Source organism: Sunxiuqinia sp. A32, from assembly GCF_052690465.1.
Window position 1 is genome coordinate 215,527 of the sequence record NZ_JBQYLI010000004.1, and the last position, 17,759, is coordinate 233,285.

14 protein-coding genes are annotated in these 17,759 nt (G+C 37.7%); 10 read left to right on the forward strand and 4 right to left on the reverse strand.

All coding sequences use genetic code 11. From position 1 onward, the window contains the following. Positions 1 to 53 precede the first annotated feature (53 nt). The 6 genes from ACUNWD_RS05705 (at position 54) to ACUNWD_RS05730 (ending at position 5,075) form a co-directional block, all read left to right on the forward strand. A complete protein-coding gene (locus ACUNWD_RS05705) occupies positions 54 to 1,478 on the forward strand; it encodes a Gfo/Idh/MocA family oxidoreductase (protein ID WP_445586818.1) in 1,425 nt (474 codons plus the stop codon). 153 nt (positions 1,479 to 1,631) lie between these two features. After that, a complete protein-coding gene (gene lipA / locus ACUNWD_RS05710; protein ID WP_445586819.1) occupies positions 1,632 to 2,495 on the forward strand; it encodes a lipoyl synthase in 864 nt (287 codons plus the stop codon). Positions 2,496 to 2,527: 32 nt separating this feature from the next. After that, positions 2,528 to 3,196, forward strand: a complete 669-nt coding sequence (gene lipB, locus ACUNWD_RS05715; protein ID WP_445586820.1) for a lipoyl(octanoyl) transferase LipB — start codon at positions 2,528 to 2,530, stop codon at positions 3,194 to 3,196. 41 nt (positions 3,197 to 3,237) lie between these two features. Then, positions 3,238 to 4,140 (forward strand): D-hexose-6-phosphate mutarotase, encoded by a 903-nt coding sequence (locus tag ACUNWD_RS05720; protein WP_445586821.1) that lies wholly within the window; start codon positions 3,238 to 3,240, stop codon positions 4,138 to 4,140. A gap of 36 nt (positions 4,141 to 4,176) precedes the next feature. Continuing rightward, complete coding sequence (locus ACUNWD_RS05725) at positions 4,177 to 4,833, forward strand: class I SAM-dependent methyltransferase (protein WP_445586822.1); 657 nt, start codon at positions 4,177 to 4,179, stop codon at positions 4,831 to 4,833. Continuing rightward, positions 4,824 to 5,075, forward strand: coding sequence for a hypothetical protein (locus tag ACUNWD_RS05730; RefSeq protein ID WP_445586823.1), 252 nt, complete (start codon positions 4,824 to 4,826; stop codon positions 5,073 to 5,075). The genes ACUNWD_RS05725 and ACUNWD_RS05730 overlap by 10 nt, the downstream gene beginning before the upstream one ends. A gap of 19 nt (positions 5,076 to 5,094) precedes the next feature. On the opposite strand, the gene ACUNWD_RS05735 is transcribed toward ACUNWD_RS05730, so the two are convergent. The 4 genes from ACUNWD_RS05735 to ACUNWD_RS05750 all read right to left on the reverse strand — a co-directional run bounded on the left by ACUNWD_RS05735 (position 5,095) and on the right by ACUNWD_RS05750 (position 11,770). Continuing rightward, the gene (locus ACUNWD_RS05735) at positions 5,095 to 6,825 is read right to left on the reverse strand and encodes a M14 family metallopeptidase (RefSeq protein ID WP_445586824.1); all 1,731 of its coding nucleotides are present in this window, start codon (positions 6,823 to 6,825) and stop codon (positions 5,095 to 5,097) included. 2 nt (positions 6,826 to 6,827) lie between these two features. After that, on the reverse strand, positions 6,828 to 8,459 hold the full coding sequence (locus tag ACUNWD_RS05740) for a M14 family metallopeptidase (RefSeq protein ID WP_445586825.1): 1,632 nt from the start codon (positions 8,457 to 8,459) through the stop codon (positions 6,828 to 6,830). 261 nt (positions 8,460 to 8,720) lie between these two features. Continuing rightward, a complete protein-coding gene (locus ACUNWD_RS05745) occupies positions 8,721 to 11,195 on the reverse strand; it encodes a bifunctional UDP-N-acetylmuramoyl-tripeptide:D-alanyl-D-alanine ligase/alanine racemase (protein ID WP_445586826.1) in 2,475 nt (824 codons plus the stop codon). Then, positions 11,192 to 11,770 (reverse strand): thymidine kinase, encoded by a 579-nt coding sequence (locus ACUNWD_RS05750; protein ID WP_445586827.1) that lies wholly within the window; start codon positions 11,768 to 11,770, stop codon positions 11,192 to 11,194. Before ACUNWD_RS05750 ends, ACUNWD_RS05745 begins: the two co-directional genes overlap by 4 nt. A gap of 75 nt (positions 11,771 to 11,845) precedes the next feature. Here ACUNWD_RS05750 and ACUNWD_RS05755 point away from each other — a divergent pair, with 75 nt between their 5' ends. From ACUNWD_RS05755 to ACUNWD_RS05770, 4 genes are all read left to right on the forward strand, one after another. Next, a complete protein-coding gene (locus ACUNWD_RS05755) occupies positions 11,846 to 12,694 on the forward strand; it encodes a hypothetical protein (RefSeq protein WP_445586828.1) in 849 nt (282 codons plus the stop codon). Continuing rightward, on the forward strand, positions 12,691 to 13,365 hold the full coding sequence (gene rsmI, locus ACUNWD_RS05760; RefSeq protein WP_445586829.1) for a 16S rRNA (cytidine(1402)-2'-O)-methyltransferase: 675 nt from the start codon (positions 12,691 to 12,693) through the stop codon (positions 13,363 to 13,365). The genes ACUNWD_RS05755 and rsmI overlap by 4 nt, the downstream gene beginning before the upstream one ends. A 13-nt stretch (positions 13,366 to 13,378) precedes the next feature. After that, entirely contained in the window at positions 13,379 to 14,128 is a 750-nt protein-coding gene (locus ACUNWD_RS05765; RefSeq protein ID WP_445586830.1) for a YjjG family noncanonical pyrimidine nucleotidase, read from the forward strand. Between the two features lie 409 nt (positions 14,129 to 14,537). Then, on the forward strand, positions 14,538 to 17,747 hold the full coding sequence (locus ACUNWD_RS05770) for a SusC/RagA family TonB-linked outer membrane protein (RefSeq protein ID WP_445586831.1): 3,210 nt from the start codon (positions 14,538 to 14,540) through the stop codon (positions 17,745 to 17,747). The last annotated feature ends 12 nt before the right edge of the window (positions 17,748 to 17,759 follow it).

Sequence of the window (17,759 nt, forward strand, 5' to 3'; positions counted from 1 at the left end):
AGATTTAATCCAATATTTTCCAGCAAAAACTATTATTTAAAAACTGACTCCAAATGAAATCAAACGAAACAAGGCGCGACTTTTTGAAAAAATCGTTAACGCTAACGACAGCCGCTGCTTTCCCAACAATCCTATTAAACACAACTGGTTGCACAAATAAACAAGGAAGTGCCAACGACAAAGTAAATCTTGCTTGTATTGGTATTGGAAATCGCGGTGCGCAAGTCATTCGAGACATGTACGATACAGGGCTAGCCAACTTCGTAGCGCTTTGTGATGTGGACATGGGTGCCCCTCACACGGAAAATATACTAAAAAACATGCCCGATGTTCCCCGCTTCACGGACTTCAGGGAAATGTTTGATAAAATGGGAGACGAAATTGAAGCTGTTACCATTGCAGTGCCTGACCATTCTCACTTTCCCATTACCATGCTTGCAATGAGTTTGGGAATACATGTTTACACCGAAAAACCTTTAGCAAGAACCTTCAATGAAATTGAACTGTTGATGGATGCTGCAAAAAGATATAAAGTAGTAACCCAAATGGGAAACCAGGGCCATTCAGAAGCAAATTATTTTCAGTTTAAGAGCTGGGTTGAGGCAGGCATTATTAAAGACGTAACTGCTATAACAGCGCATATGAATAATCCAAGGCGTTGGCACAAGTGGGACCCTTCAATTACTAAATTTCCTGATGCAGAGCCCATTCCTGAAACATTGCACTGGGATACCTGGTTGTCTGCTGCACAGTTCCACGATTACACCAAAGATTTCATTAACGGACAATGGCGTTGCTGGTACGACTTTGGCATGGGTGCCCTTGGCGATTGGGGAGCTCATATTATGGATACAGCACATCAGTTTCTAAATTTGGGACTTCCGTACGAAGTGGATCCAATTTTACTGGAAGGCCATAACAATTTCTTCTATCCAATGTCATCAACAATCGCATTCAGATTCCCGAAGCGAGGTAATATGCCAGCATGCGACATTACCTGGTACGATGGAGTAAATAATCTACCAGAGGTTCCTGAGGGATATGGTGCTTCGGAACTTGACCCTAATATTCCCGCTGCAAGTAACGGGAAAATTCAACCTGCGAAACTGAATCCCGGAAAGATAATTTATGGCAAAGACCTGACTTTCAAAGGTGGTTCCCATGGAAGTACTTTATCCATCATACCAAAAGAAAAAGCATTGGAAATGGAATCAAAACTTCCAGAAGCCCCTGAAAGCCCTTCCAACCACTTCGCCAATTTCCTTCTTGCTTGTAAAGGGAAAGAAGAAACTCGTTCTCCATTTGAAATTGCAGGGCCTCTAAGCCAGGTATTCTGTCTGGGGGTTTTGGCTCAGCAGTTAGGCACCAAATTAGTATTTGATCGTGAAACCAAACAAATCACTAATAACAAATTGGCAAATGATCTATTGGTTGGAACACCACCAAGAAAAGAATGGGAACAGTTTTACAAACTATAAAATAAGTATTAGACCTTTTAAAAAGGAATAATCAACAAAATACAGATTCCCTTTCCTCAATTCGAGTGAAAGGGATTTGTTTTTTTATTACAGGAAAGACTGGGATAGCCTTTTCAGATAATTCGGTTATTTTTGTGCCAAATTAAATTTCAGATGACTGATGAACTAAAAAATCGCCCCAGATTACCCCGTTGGATGAAAATGAAAATGCCGAAGGGGGAAAACTATTCAAGGGTAAAAAACCTGGTAAACAAACACGAATTACATACCATCTGCACCAGCGGAAATTGCCCGAATATTGGTGATTGCTGGAACCGGGGAACTGCCACTTTTATGATTTTGGGAGAAATCTGTACCCGAAACTGTAAATTCTGCGGGGTAAAAACAGGGAAGCCACTTCCACCCGATTCCAATGAACCCAAAAGAATAGCTGAATCGATAAAGTTAATGCAACTTAAGCATGCTGTCATCACTTCTGTAGATAGAGATGATTTACCTGATTTGGGCGCGGCAATTTGGGCTGAAACAATACGTGAAGTCAAAAAGTTAAACCCGGATACCAGGCTGGAAGTTCTAATCCCCGATTTCCAAGGGAAGAAAGAACTTATAGAAATTGTTGCATCGGCAAAACCCGATGTAATTTCTCACAACCTGGAAACAACAGAAAGGCTTACTCCGAGTATTCGAAGTGCGGCCAAATATAAACGCAGCCTTGACGTGATTTCAACAATCAATGAAACTGGCTTGGTTGCCAAATCAGGCATCATGCTTGGCTTGGGTGAAACCGAAGTTGAAGTTCTGCAAACGATGGATGACTTATTAGATGCCGGATGTAAAGTGATGACCATTGGGCAATATCTTGCTCCAACAATTTCACATCTTCCAGTAAAAGAATACATTCATCCGGACCAATTTGAGAAATACCGAACAATCGGGCTTGAAAAGGGTTTTTCTTTTGTCGAAAGCCATCCGCTGGTTCGATCCAGCTATCGTGCAGAAATTCATGTTACAGCTTAGACACATTCAAGTAAAAATCTGAAATTTGAATTATGGCAAATTTTGAATACGAAGATATTGGAATAAAAGACTATAAAGAATGCTGGGACTATCAGGAAGAGATTCTGGCAAAAGTGCAGGCTGACAAAAAAGCAAAAAATGGTTCATCTGATTTAAACCGATTTCTATTAGTAGAACATCCACATGTGTACACCCTTGGAAAAAGTGGCGATGAGCACAACCTTTTAATACACGAGGATTTCATGAAAAAAATCGACGCCACTTACTACAAAATAAATCGTGGTGGCGACATCACCTATCATGGGCCCGGTCAGTTAGTTGGTTATCCAATTATTGATTTGGAACATTATAAAATTGGCGTGCGTGAGTACATTGAAAAAATGGAAGATGCTATTATTGCAACCATTGCCGAGTACGGATTAGTCGGATCGCGAAAAGAGGGAGCAACAGGTGTTTGGCTGGATGCTGAAATTCCTGCAAAATCCCGAAAGATTTGTGCCATTGGTGTACGAGTCAGCCGTTATGTTACGATGCATGGATTTGCGCTGAATGTAAATACCGACCTGCGTTATTTCAATTACATTAATCCCTGTGGCTTTATCACGTATGGCGTAACTTCGCTTGAAAAAGAGATGGGCAAAAAAATGGATATGCAGGAAGTGAAAAAAATAGTCATGCAAAAATTCAATGACATCTATTAAAACTAAAAACTAACAATCAACTAATAAAGACTATTAACCCAATGATTAATATTGACGACCTAGACGAAGAATTCGGTATTGAAGGAGAACTTGGATTTATCGAAATGGAAGGTGAATTACCTTTTATCAGTATTTCAAATAAATACGCGCAAGCAGACATTTGTTTATATGGAGCACACGTTATGAGTTTTGCACCTTACAATGGCATGGATTTATTATGGATGAGCCCTGGTAGTTTTCTCGAAGAAGGCAAAGCCATTCGTGGAGGTATTCCTGTATGTTTCCCATGGTTTGGACCGCACAAATCAAATTCAGAAAAACCTCAGCATGGATTTGGAAGACTCATGTTTTGGGATGTGGCAGAAACCAGATCAGAACCAAATGGTGAGACATATATTCGAATGCAATTGGAATCTTCGGAACAGACTAAGAATTTGTGGCCTCATGATTTTCGTGCTGAAATGATATTTACTGTTGGCGCAAAACTTATTACCACTCTCAAAGTCAGCAATACATCGACTGAAGCTTTTGTGTATGGTTGCGCATTACACACATATTACAGTATTTCAGCAATTGATCATATTGCTATTGAAGGCTTGCAAGGAACAACATACTACAATCAATTGAATTCGGAGCATGCGACACAGGAGGAATCATCATTGAAAATTCAAGAACCTCTTACCCGTCATTACTTAAATACAGAAAGTCCTGTTGTTATTAGTGACCCAGCATTCAGACGCCGGATTTCTGTCCAAAAAGCAGGAAGCAAAGTGACGACCGTGTGGAACCCAGGAAAAGAAACCACGAAAGCAATTCAAGATATTCCGAATGATGGTTACGAGGCTTTTGTTTGTGTGGAAGCAACTAATGCATTTGACTACTGCATTTCACTCAACCCGGGAGAAACACATGAAACATCTGCCATCATTGGACAGGAAGAATAATTCTTTGATCCTAACAATTCAATAGCCACATTCAATATGAATATTTTTGCCAATGAAGTAGTCGCACAAGAATATGATGCCTATTACAAAAGTGAACAAGGCATGGTAATTGACTCGCTTGAGAAGCAAGCAATTCTTGAATTAGTTAAACAGATAGCTCGCTCGACAATGCTTGAAATTGGGTGTGGCACTGGTCACTGGACTCAAGTATTTGCAGAATTAAACTTTGAAATTACTGCGACCGATGTTTCAGATGCAATGTTAGCATTCGCCAAAAATAAAAATTTGCCAAATACTTCATTCATGAAGGCTGATGTTTTGAATTTACCTTTTGAGGATCATCAATTTGGTGCAGTTTCAGTAATTACAGCACTTGAATTTTGCGGCAATATTGAGCACGCTTTTTCAGAGATTAATCGTGTGTTAAAACCGGGCGGGTGGCTAATTGCTGGTTGCCTGAATGCCAAATCAATTCTCGGAAAAACCAAAGAACAAGACCCGGTGTTCAAACATGGAAATTTCATGACTAAAGCCGAACTTAAAAATCATCTTTCCAAATTTGGAAATCCGACAATCAACGAATGCGTCCACTTATCTTCCGAATTTGAGATATTAGACAAGACAGAAAAAGAATCGTCAGTCCCAGGTGCATTTATAGCTGCAACTGTTCAAAAAATATATGCATGTACATAACCGTTGAAATAAGTTATTATCCATTACAATCTGACTACGACAAACCAATATTTGAATTGCTGGATTTACTAAAAGATAAGCCGGAAGTAACCATACAAACTGGCATCATGAGCACGTTGATTTCCGGGGAATATGACACGGTTATGGCCTTAATTTCTGGCAGTATGAAACTACTGATGGAAAACTATCCTTCGGTTTTCAACTTGAAAATTGCCAACGCTTGTCAGGTAAAAAAGCAATAAATAGAAGTTCAATAAGCTTTTACTTTTCCCAGTCTGCCAGACCTCCTTTCGCAGAATCAACTGTTATTCGATAATTTTTGTTGTCTGAAACAATCCAACGAACTTTCACAGTACCCATTCCTGGAATATTCTCAATTGCAACTTTTTGAGGATTGTTCTTTTGTTCTTTCACCACATTGAAATCCTCATTTTCCACAATCATTCCAACAATTACTTTTGTTCCACTTATTGAAACATAATCAGGACGCTCAATTTTATTCTTTATATCCTGGCTACTATGAGTTGGCATTAATCGTTCATTATAAATAGTTGCTGTGATTTCCTTCAATCCGCTTCCCAATTTCTCTTCCTGCACATCCATCACACTCAGTTTTGGTGTATGATAGGCATGATAAACTGTAAAAGCCATGTTTCTGTGCGCATCCTCCTCCAATAAAAAGCCGGGATGCAGACGTCCAAAATTCTTTTTAAACCCACCTATTTCGATCGTTCCAAATTGAGGATGCTCGTATTCCTGCCAATCAACAAAAGCATCGCCGAAAGTCAAATACTTGTCCACCTTAAACTCTTCGTTTTGTCCTCTGCTTTCTTTGCTATGAAAGTATAAATAGGAAGTCATCAACTCGTTTGAGAAGGTAAAAATTCCTCTTGCACCATAAAACCAATCCAATTCTCCTCCAAACACAGAATATAAATCCTTGTATACAACCAGATACCGATATCCAGGAATCATTTCTTCCCCTTTGCCGGCAATTGCATCATATATCCGCACATCATTCCGGTTATACAAATCAATATCCTCTTCCGCTCCCGGCCCACGAAGAATCATTCCTCCATTATTATGATATGTTTGTGCTCCTGCAATATTGGGATGTTTCATCACAAAATCAGCTACAGCTCGATTTTCCGGTAAACTGAATGGATATTTATAAGCTCCCCGCTGAACATAGTCGGGCTGCCAATTCCATGCCCAGTCACGGTTCGGGTCATAATAACCGATACCATCCTCATTTACCCGTCCGTCACCATCGCGATCGATCCCTTCAAATCCCAGCATTTCATATTCACCTTTTTCTTCCGCAGCAACTCTTTTTAAAATTTTAGGATTTTGCTGATCCTTCACAAAACGCCCGTCTGGCGATTTTCGGATCATCATGGTAATGTTATTATCGGCATTCAAATCATCAAAACGATCTTCTCCAGCTTCGCCATCACCATCATTATCCAACACAATCATACCCGATCTTGGTGAATGTGGAGAATTCGGTTCCTTCATAAAATTCTCACGTGCATCGGGATTAATGGTTGGCAAAATATAAAATGTTTTATCCGTCAATAATTCTTTAATGAAATCAATCTCACTATACATTTCAGTAAGGTACCAAGCTGCATAAAGTGCAAACTCAGCTCCCTGTATTTCGTTGGAATGAATATTTCCATCAATATACATTCCCGGTTTTCTATCCGGATTGCCCGATTTATAATCAGAAATAATAAGCGCCCAAATGTCTCTCCCTTCAAATGATTTTCCAACACTCTCCATTCTTGCAAGTTCTGGGTGAGCTTTCGTTATTTTTTTCATGATGTCAACCAAACCATCATAGGTATTGTATCGGTTCCAGCTCACTTCAACTTTTGGCTGATGTGGTGTTCCTATTGCATGAAAGAATTTCTCTTGCGCAAAACAATCTGTTAAATTCACACAGATAAATAGCAAACAAATTGCAAGTGTATATATCGTTTTCTTCATGATTACAGTTTTATTTTGAGTGTTGCAAATCCGGTATGTGCAGCCCCTGCCTTAATTTCTAAATTACCACTACCTTTCACAATCCATGAAAGTGTTTTAGACTCATAAGCATCCAGTTTATCGATCAGGTTAATCGTATTTCCTGCCAATACTTCCTCTTTATCTTTGTTAATGTCAACCCGTATTTTTCGAAGCCAACGAGATCGCTTACCCATTTCCGAATGTGTTGGAAGCGAAGAATTATTAACCAAATCAACCGTTATTCTTGTTAATCCTCCATCCAGTTTTTCAATTTTGGAATGATGAAATTCCAGGTTTGGATGCATAGCTGCCAATCGCAGAATAAAATCAGTATGCTGAATAGCGATATTATCAACCATGGAATATGGAGGATTGGTCATGGCAAATGGTTTAATTCCCCCAATCTCCACAATTTGATCTGGAAAATCAGGATGTGAAATCTTTGTCCATGGAATGAAGACATCATCCAAACCTTCTTTTTCAGCCCACTTTATGAAGTTTGATTCTTTCGTAGTTTCGCCCTTTTCTTTTTCTTCCTCATTGGAGTTTTCTTCGCTTTTTTCTCGGTTCACTTCAGGAACCCACCAGCCTGGCGTGCTGAAACTTAATCTTCCAAAATGGAAATACGCCCATTGAAAAAAGTCCCCATCAGTCCCATGGTTACTTTGCTGAAAAGCTTTTTGCGTGATCGCCTCGTTATAGATGTCTGAAACCATTTTATTGATGGCTACATCTTTCTCCAACATGGAAGCAACAACTTTCTTTTTCGCATCATTATCGTTGAACTTTAATGGTTCGGAAAGATTATTTGCCGGACTAAAAGTTACAAATGCAAAAATGTTCCATTGGTCAAAAAGGTAATCAACAATAGCTCGGGTTTCAAGCTGAGATACCGGATAGTCATCTGCCAATGGTTTAAAAACAGGGAACTTATAGGTGAAATTTTTATTGAATGCAATTCCTTCCTCCAAGTCTTCATTAAACTGTCCATCCTTATCATTATCCAGCCCTTCAGTATAAGCCATGTAATTTCCTTGCTCCCCCTTAGCATGGTCTACTTTAACTAATAAATCCGGATTCATTGGATCGGCTTTATAATCACCTATTGGATTTTCAACCCTCATCAAGGAAATGTATCCATCTTTATTTAAATCATCGTACGGATCTTCACTAATTGCGCCATCACGATCCTGATCCTTACCAACAGCATTTCCTCTGCGTTCATATTTTATGGGTGCGAAATACTGGTTGTAGGCATCAGGTGACACATTTGGAAAGACATAAAATGTTGTTGAATCCAAGACTTCTGAATGCTCATTCAACAGTCGCTCTGCAAACTGCAAGGCCAATTCAACACTTAATAAGTGGTACCCCTCAACTCCCCCGACAACCGCTACTCCCGGTTTATTATCCAGATCGCCAACTCCAATCTTAAGTACCCAAATATCATTCCCTCCAACTGTTTTTGTCAAAGAATTTAAAGTAACTGAACTATTTAATGCAAGCGTTTGGAGTCGATTTGTTATCTCTTTATTCGTTGGATAGCTGTCTTGTGCCATCACCGGACCGTATAGAAAACCCGCGATAAGGCAAATGTATAGGTATTTTTTCATAGTTGGTTTTTGAAGTAAAAACTAGGACTGACGTAAATTTAACGAAATGTACGAATTATCAATAAAAACATTAATTCATCAACTGAAGAAATTAATGATATCACAAAAAAGAATGCTTAACAATCAATACAAGCGATCATTCGCTATTTGAAATTCATATTGGTTTTGAGAAAACTCCTTCTACAAGTTTTCGGATAATTCAGCAGAGCTTATAATGGATTGAAATTATAGTTTCTTACCTAGACTTGAGCTATGATGGGTTTATTCTTGAATGTAAATTCTTTTCACGCGTTGAGAAATTCCTGTCAGAATTTCATATGGGATAGTACCTGCCCACGCCGCCAGATCATTCAGTTTTACATGTTCACCCATCAATTCAACAGAATCTCCTGGCTTTACAATAATTTCTGAAACGTCAATCATGCACATATCCATGCAAACATTCCCAATAATAGAAGCAAACTTCCCATTCACCCATACCTTAGAGCCTCCATTACTAAAACGGCGATCATAACCATCGGCATACCCCACCGGAAGCACGGCAACCCTTTTAGGTTCAACAACCTTGCCCATCCTACTATAACCAACGGTTTCACCAGGCTTAACATCCCTCACCTGTGAAATTGATGTCACCCAACGAGCAATTGGATTACAGCTAATTTTTGAACTTGCCGATATTCCATATAAACCAATACCGAGACGAACCATTTCCATTTGCAATTCTGAAAACCGTTCTATACCAGCTGAATTTAAAATGTGCCTGTCAACTTTATAAGAAATTATCTTTTTTACAATCGAGCACATTTTTTCAAACCGGTTATATTGTTCATGGGTAAATTCATCATGAGCCGGATCATCACTTGCTGACAAGTGAGAGAAAATGCTTTTAATACGAAAAAGCTTTGTATTAGAAATTCTTGAGACAATTTTTTCAAAATCAGATTGGGTGTCAAACCCCAGCCGATGCATTCCCGAATCAATCTTTAAATGAATTGGATATTCTTGAACTGCCAGCCGATTGGCCACTCTTTCAAATCCATTCAGCACATCCTCTGAATAAATATTGGGTTCCAATCGGTATTCAATCATCGTTTCAAAACTGTGCTCCTCCGGATTCATCACCACAATGGGAGTTTCAATCCCAGCCTGCCTCAACTCAATACCTTCATCGGCCACAGCAACGGCCAAATAATCAACTTGCTGATATTGCAGCATCCGGGCGACTTCAACAGTTCCGCTTCCATATGAAAAAGCCTTCACCATCACCATCACTTTTGTTTCAGGCTTTAGCAATGATTTATAGCTATTCAGGTTTTCAACCATCTCATTCAACCGGATTTCAAGAGTAGTTTGGTGATACTTCTTTTGTAATAGTGAGGATATTCGCTCAAACCGAAAATCACGAGCACCTTTAATTAAGATGATTTCATTATCGTAATTTTCGGCCTTGAAGTCTGCTATAAATTCAGAAGTAGATTTATAAAAAGAGGTGGACATATTTTTAAAAGTCTGCTCTTTCAACCATTCCATTCCAATGGCAACAAAGTGATTGATTCCGGTAAGTTTTAGCAATTGTAAAACTTCGTACTGAAGTATTTCCTTAGACAAACCAGACTGTTGAATTTCGGAAAGAATTACAGTCTTCCTTTTATGGTTTAATGAAGTTTGTTGATTTAAAAACTGAAGCGCAATTTCCAACGAATTGATATCCGAATTGTAATAGTCATTAATTAACGTGCAATTATTTATTCCATCTTTCAATTCCAAACGCATGGCAACCGGCTGCAAAAATGCAAACCTCTTTTCTGTCATTTCTGACAATTCATTCTGCAAAACAATAAATGCTAAACAATGTGCAGAATTCTCCAATGAAGCATCATCGGAAAAAGGTATTTTTATACTCCAATCTTTACCACTGCTTTTAAATTGAAAAACAGAATAATTGTCTTCTTTTTGAACCTGGATGAATAAATCAGCCATCTTATTCTGAAAAGACCAGGAATATAACTCAACCGGAGATTGTTCAAATTTCTGTCGGATAATCTGATCAACCATTGAATTATCCAAATTATAAATCAAACTTTTACAGGATTCGAACAGAACAAGTTTTTCCAATATCTTTTGCTCAAGACTTTGAAAGCTTTCCTGATGCGCATCACCAATATTGGTGAAAATTCCAAAGTCTGGAGAAATAACTTCTGCGAGATTAGTCATTTCATTTGGCATGGAGATCCCTGCTTCAAAGATTGCCAAATCGAAATGCTCATTCATATTTAAAACAGACAGTGGTACTCCAACCTGGGAATTATAACTTTTGGGACTTCGAATAATTCGCCTGTTTGCCAATAGGTCAAAAAGCCATTCTTTAACAATTGTTTTTCCATTGCTCCCGGTAATTGCTAAAACCGGATATTCGTAATTATTACGGTACCATGAAGCAAAAATCTGCAATGCTTTTAAGGTGTTCCCAACCAATACAAAACCAGCCTCATTCAGATTTTCAAACTTCTCCGGCATTTCAGAAACGACAAAGCTCCTGACACCTTTATTATATAGATCAATAATATAATCGTGCCCATTATGTCTTTCGCCAGTTATTGCGAAGAACAAGGTAGATTTCGCATCAACAATTGTTCTGCTATCAATGGAAATCGCAAAAAGTTCTTCCGTAAAATTGGACTTAATTAATTGTCCACCTATAATATCTGATATTTTCGAAAGGCTAATTCCGATCATTTTTGAGTTACCTTTTTAAAACATTCCCGACATAACGGTTCATATTCATTTCTCTCGCCTACTAAAACCTGCTTATCATTAGCAATCAATCGATGAGAAAATTGAGCAATGCTTCCACATTGCATGCAGATTGCATGAACTTTTGAAACATAATCAGCAATTGCCATTAATTCAGGCATGGGGCCAAATGGCTTCCCGGTAAAATCCATATCTAAACCAGCAATAATTACACGAATTCCCATGTTTGCCAATTTCATGCATACTTCGACCAACCCTTTATCAAAAAACTGAGCTTCATCAATGCCGATCACATCAACATTGCCTGACAATAACAAGATATTAGATGAATTCTCAACAACTGTACTTGGAATTGAATTATCGTCGTGTGAAACCACAGCCTCATTAGAATATCTGGTATCAATTTTAGGCTTGAATATTTCCACCTTTTGTCGCGCAAACTGAGCCCTTCTCATCCTCCTGATCAACTCTTCAGTCTTACCCGAAAACATTGATCCAGCAATAATTTCTATACTTCCACCAGATTTTCGATGGCTGACATCTCTTTCAAGAAACATTTACCGTTATACAATTAAGATTTTAGTACTTTTACAAAAGTAACGAATTTGTTGAGTTAAATTGTTTATCAAAATATGGATCAGAAAAAGTTGTTACAAATCATCAAAAAAGATTTACTGGAGTTAAATGAGCTGACTGAAGAGTTAACAAACAACGATACAATTTCAAAGCTGGAGATAGAAATAGCTCTTAGCAAATCGAAACTTGTCATGCAGGAATTTGAACTTCTGAAAGAACAATCAGCCTCCTTCACCATTCAATCAGAAAAACTGGGAACACCAATAAAATCTGAAGTAAAATCCAAGAGTGAGCTTGACAATGCTGAGAAGGAAGAATATCGTTCAGAAAAAGAAGAAGCAATTGAAGAAATATCTGTTCTTGAAAATGACCCCATGGCTTCACCCAAAACCAACGAAATAAAGGAAGATAAGTTAGAAGTTGAAAAAGAAGCCCCCAGCGCTGAAAATCAAGACACAATAGAACCAACAAAACAAGAAACTCCACAACCTGAAGCAGCTGAAAGCGAATTGGTGCAAGAGGAAGAGAAGCTTGAAGAAGAATTTGAAACTTCTGATCAAGAAAATGAAGAAGAATCAGATGAAAAGATTAAAATTGTTGGCGAACGTTTCACCAAAGAAAAATCGTTGAATGATGTAATGTCAGATAGTAAAACGCTGGATCAAAAATTTGCAACATCTTCAATCCAGAAGATAGAAACAGCGATTGGATTAAATGACCGATTTCAATATATCCGTGAATTATTCAATGGCGATTCTGATCTTTTCCGATCAACAGTTCAGCAACTCGATGAAATGAGTAATATAAATGAAGCTGTCAATCATCTCAGTACTAACTTCAAGTGGAAAAAGAATGAGACCAGTCTGAAGTTTGTACAATTAGTTAAAAGACGATTCATATCATGAGTGGAAAATTATACATGGTGCCAACACCAATTGGCAATTTGGATGACATGACTTTTCGTGCAATTAAAGTGCTTAAAGAAGTTGATTTAATTTTAGCAGAAGACACGCGCACTTCATCAAAACTTTTAAACCACTACGAAATACAAAATAAACTTTCACCTCATCACAAATTTAACGAGCATAAAACTGTTGAAGCCATTTCAAGCCGCATAGACGCTGGTGAGAATATCGCGTTAATTTCGGATGCAGGTACTCCCGGAATCAGTGATCCAGGATTCCTGCTCGTTCGAAAATGTGTAGAAATGGGAATTGATATTGAATGTCTTCCCGGAGCGACTGCACTAATCCCAGGGTTGGTAAATTCAGGCCTTCCAAATGATCGGTTTTGCTTTGAAGGTTTTTTACCACAAAAAAAAGGAAGGAACAAAAAAATTCAGAGTCTTATTAGTGAAGAGCGTACCATGATTTTTTATGAATCCCCGTATCGGTTACTAAAAACATTGGAGCAATTCTGTGAGTTTTTCGGACAAGACCGACTAGCATCGGTTTCAAGAGAAATCTCTAAACTACATGAAGAAACCAAAAGAGGAACGTTACTTGAATTACTCGAATACTTTAAAACTTCAACTATCAAAGGAGAATTTGTAATCATTGTTGAAGGTTGTAAATAAGAAAACCACGATAATGCGTAAATACGACCATCTTTTTTTCGATCTGGATAATACTCTTTGGGATTTTGAAAGTAATTCGAAATTAGCACTGAAACAAACATTTGAGGAATTAAGCATTAATAATCATGTTTCGTTTGAAGAGTTTTTCGAATATTATCAAAGAATAAATGAATCCTTATGGGGAGCATACAGAGAAAAGGAAATCACTAAAAAAGAGCTGGTTAAAACCCGATTCGAAAAACCATTAAATAAATTTAAAATTGCTGGCATCGATCCATTAATAATGAATGAATGCTATCTAAATCTAATGCCTTTACAAAATAAATTGATAGAAGGAGTCCTTCCGACCTTGGATTATTTAGCAAACAGAGGATACAAAATGCACATTATTACCAATGGGTTCAAACAAGTACAACATAAAAAGCTTGAAACCAGCGGGCTAAGAAAATATTTTAACTGGATATTTATTTCTGAAGAAGTTCAGGCTCCAAAACCAGACAAGTTAATTTTCCAGCATGCACTTAAAAATTGCAATGCAAAAAAAAGTAAAAGCATCATGATTGGAGACTCTTGGGAAAGTGACATTCTTGGTGCACATAATTTTGGCATTGATCAAGTGTTTTTTCGAAATGACGATAAAAACGTAGTTCCAAATAATGAATTTGAAGCAAAAACGAATGGAAATACGTCAGTTTTGAATATTAATTCATCGCTAAAAACATATTCAATATCAAAATTGATTTTTTTGAATGAAATTTTATAATTTAGAATTATTCAAAATAAGATTATTGAATATTCTACAAATCCGTTCAAAAACCTTATCCACAAACAATACATCTAACTTTCTGCATATGTCCCGTCCCACGCTGTTAAATAGATAATATGACAAAAGTCATGTTTAACATTTGTAATTTTCCCATAAACTCTTTCATGATTCAAACTTATTTATAAATTTGTGTTTGTTAAGGTTTTTTAACAAATCCGAAACAACGCTTTTAAATTGAAATTGAAGGTTTCACATTTAAGTACAATTATTAATTAATGTGCCAATTTTGTTTGGGGGAACAATTTTGTTGCACTCTATTTTTAGGGGAAAGATTCACATAAAAATTTTTTACTGTCCTTATTATATGTAAAAGAATTGATGCTGTTTAATTATTAAAATTATTTCTATGAAAAAAATCGCATTATTACTTGCAATTTTTGCATTTGGTTTGCAGTCGGTTTTCGCGCAAACCAAGGAAATTTCAGGTACGGTGACTTCCGCGGATGATGGAAGTACTATACCTGGTGTTTCAGTATCTGTAAAGGGTACCACACTTGGTACGATTACCGATCTTGATGGAAAGTATACTCTTAAAGTTCCTCAAGACGCTCAAACATTAGTTCTCTCCTTTGTCGGAATGGAAACTCAAGATGTTGCCATAGTCGGAAGTATCGTAAATGTTGTATTAAAATCTGAGACTATTGGTATTAATGAAGTTGTTGTTACTGCTTTAGGTATCAAAAGGAGCGAAAAGTCATTAGGTTATGCAACTCAATCAGTTGATGGTGGTGAGCTAAACGAAGCTCCTGAGAACAACCTCATAAACTCATTGAATGGTAAGATCGCCGGTGTGCATATCACAAACAGTTCTGGTGCAGTTGGATCATCATCTCGTATCGTTCTTAGGGGTGCCAGTTCTATCTTTGGTGATATTCAACCATTGTTTATTGTTGATGGTGTGCCGATTTCAAACAACAATGATGGTACAACTACTAACAGTGGTGGTTTCGATATGCCAAACGGTGTTGCAGATATCGATCCAAACAATATCGAATCAATCAATGTACTTAAAGGTCCATCAGCTGCCGCCCTTTACGGGATTAGAGCATCTAACGGTGTGGTCGTAATTACAACTAAAAAAGGAACAAAAAGCACCGGACTAGGTGTTGAAATTACACAAAACATCACATTTGAAAATCCTTTAGTAATTCCAAGTTTCCAAAACTCATACGGACAAGGATCAAGTAAAGACTTTTTTGAATATATAAATGGTACTTCAGGAGACGGTGGAGTTGATGAAAGCTGGGGACCACCACTTGATGTTGGGTTGAATTTTATGCAATATACATCATACATTAAAAACCCAGACAACCCACAACCACAACCTTGGGTTTCTCATCCAAATAACGTAAAGAACTTTTACGAAACTGGTTTAACCTCCAGAACAAACGTTTCTTTGACAGGTGGAAACGAAACTACAACGTTTAGATTGGATGCAGGTTACTCAGACCAGACTGGTATGATTCCTTTCACTGATTTCAAAAAATTAAACCTTAATGCTGTCGGCACACATGATTTATCTGATAAACTAAGTGCAACCTTTGGAATCAAGTTCATCAAGTCAGACAGTGACAACCTTCCTAACTCAGGTTACGATGGATCTAACGTTGTACAACAAACTATCTGGTCTGGACGAAATGTTGATTTAGAAATCTTAAAAGACTGGAGAAATTTACCAAAAGCACTTCCAGGATCTACATACGGAGCTGGAACATTGCCTATCAGCTGGAACACACAATTCCAGAACAACCCTTATTGGCAGTTGGAAACAAACAGAAACGTATATAACAAAAACAGATATATTGGTAATGTTGGATTATCTTACATTATTAATGATTGGATGAACATTTCTGGGAACGTAGGTCTTGATAATTATGTTACCAAAACAAGTGTTCGTTGGGCAAAAGGTAGCTCTGGTGATGCACCAACATATTGGAGATTTGGTTCTGCTTTCAACCGATCAGGCCAGGACGGATTCTATGACGAAGATGAGAATTCATTCTTCCAAAGTAATATGGAGGTTCTTTTGAACATCGACAAGTCAATTAATGACGATTTTAAAATTATGGCTAGCATTGGTGGTGGCATGGTTAATACTAAAACAACTTGGGACTATCGAGCAGTTCAATTAGAATTACCAGACCTATATAACTTAGGTAACGTGAAATCTGGTACTACTATGGTTAGTAGAAACCGCCACTCTGAATCTGCCATCAATAGTGTGTTTGGAAGTGCTGAATTATCATACAAAGAATATTTATTCTTCAACGTTACGGGAAGGAATGACTGGGCTAGTGTTTTGCCTCTGCAAAATAACTCATTCTTCTATCCTTCTTTTACCTTGAGTGGTATTCTTTCTGATATATTGAAGATCCAGTCAAATACATTGAGCTTGCTTAAAGTTCGTGGAAGCTGGGCAGAAGTTGGTGGATTTGGTCCTTTAGGCCCTTCTGATATCCTTCCAGTTTATCAATTATCTTCATCTCCCTGGGCTGGAAATACTTTTGGGTTCTTCCCAACTACTCTAAATAACGCCAATATCAAAAGTCAAACGACAACTGGTATGGAGGGAGGTCTTGAAGTAAGAATGTTCCAAAACAGACTACGTTTTGACTTTACTTACTACGACCAAACGAATACAGATCTTGTAATTCCTGTGCAAGTTACAAATGCTTCAGGTGTAAGCAGTGTTTGGGATAATATTGGTGAGACTAATAATAAAGGGGTTGAAATTCAACTTGGAGGAACACTTGTTGAGACTTCAAACAACGACTTTTCAATCGACATGCAGATCAACTTTGCAAAAAATAAGAACATGGTTGTAAAGGCAGGTAAAGATGAAGAAAATGATGAAGAGTCATTGATCCTTGGTAATATGTGGGAAACCAACTTGGAAGCAAGAGAAGGTTATCCTTATGGTGTATTGGTCGGTGGATCATTAGCTAGAACACCTGCAGGTCAAGTTATTTATGAGAACGGATTACCAGTTGCTGGTGATATTAAAGTTCTTGGAGATATTCAACCAGACTGGACAGGCGGTGTAAATCTTGCTATTAACTACAAAGGATTGTCTTTCACTTCACTTGTTGATGCAAAAATAGGTGGTGATATTTATTCAATGACCACTACCTGGGGTAGAACTGCCGGTGTATTGGAAGAAACATTAGAGGGAAGAGAAACTGGTATTGTAGGCGACGGTGTAATGCTTGACGACAATGGCAACTACGTTCCTAATGATGTAGTTGTAAGTGCTGAAAACTTCAACCACAATTCATATGACGCCACACTGGCTGAGTCTTCAGTTTTTGATGCATCTTACGTAAAATTGCGCCAACTTTCGTTAAGCTATAATTTACCGAAAGCATGGGTTACAAGAATCGGTCTGAAAAATGTTAATGTTGCATTGATTGGTCGAAATTTGGCAATTCTATACAAAAAAGCACCTCACATTGACCCTGAATCAGGATTTGACAACTCGAATAGTCAACAAGGGTTTGAATTTGGCCAGTTGCCTTCGGCAAGAAGCTATGGTGTTAGTTTAAATGTGAAATTTTAAATCATACATAAG

Bases quoted from the DNA above. Each gene is read 5' to 3' on its own strand.
- ACUNWD_RS05705 (WP_445586818.1), top strand. From the start codon at position 54: ATGAAATCAAACGAAACAAGGCGCGACTTTTTGAAAAAATCGTTAACG.
- lipA (WP_445586819.1), top strand. From the start codon at position 1,632: ATGACTGATGAACTAAAAAATCGCCCCAGATTACCCCGTTGGATGAAA.
- lipB (WP_445586820.1), top strand. From the start codon at position 2,528: ATGGCAAATTTTGAATACGAAGATATTGGAATAAAAGACTATAAAGAA.
- ACUNWD_RS05720 (WP_445586821.1), top strand. From the start codon at position 3,238: ATGATTAATATTGACGACCTAGACGAAGAATTCGGTATTGAAGGAGAA.
- ACUNWD_RS05725 (WP_445586822.1), top strand. From the start codon at position 4,177: ATGAATATTTTTGCCAATGAAGTAGTCGCACAAGAATATGATGCCTAT.
- ACUNWD_RS05730 (WP_445586823.1), top strand. From the start codon at position 4,824: ATGTACATAACCGTTGAAATAAGTTATTATCCATTACAATCTGACTAC.
- ACUNWD_RS05735 (WP_445586824.1), bottom strand. From the start codon at position 6,825: ATGAAGAAAACGATATATACACTTGCAATTTGTTTGCTATTTATCTGT.
- ACUNWD_RS05740 (WP_445586825.1), bottom strand. From the start codon at position 8,459: ATGAAAAAATACCTATACATTTGCCTTATCGCGGGTTTTCTATACGGT.
- ACUNWD_RS05745 (WP_445586826.1), bottom strand. From the start codon at position 11,195: ATGATCGGAATTAGCCTTTCGAAAATATCAGATATTATAGGTGGACAA.
- ACUNWD_RS05750 (WP_445586827.1), bottom strand. From the start codon at position 11,770: ATGTTTCTTGAAAGAGATGTCAGCCATCGAAAATCTGGTGGAAGTATA.
- ACUNWD_RS05755 (WP_445586828.1), top strand. From the start codon at position 11,846: ATGGATCAGAAAAAGTTGTTACAAATCATCAAAAAAGATTTACTGGAG.
- rsmI (WP_445586829.1), top strand. From the start codon at position 12,691: ATGAGTGGAAAATTATACATGGTGCCAACACCAATTGGCAATTTGGAT.
- ACUNWD_RS05765 (WP_445586830.1), top strand. From the start codon at position 13,379: ATGCGTAAATACGACCATCTTTTTTTCGATCTGGATAATACTCTTTGG.
- ACUNWD_RS05770 (WP_445586831.1), top strand. From the start codon at position 14,538: ATGAAAAAAATCGCATTATTACTTGCAATTTTTGCATTTGGTTTGCAG.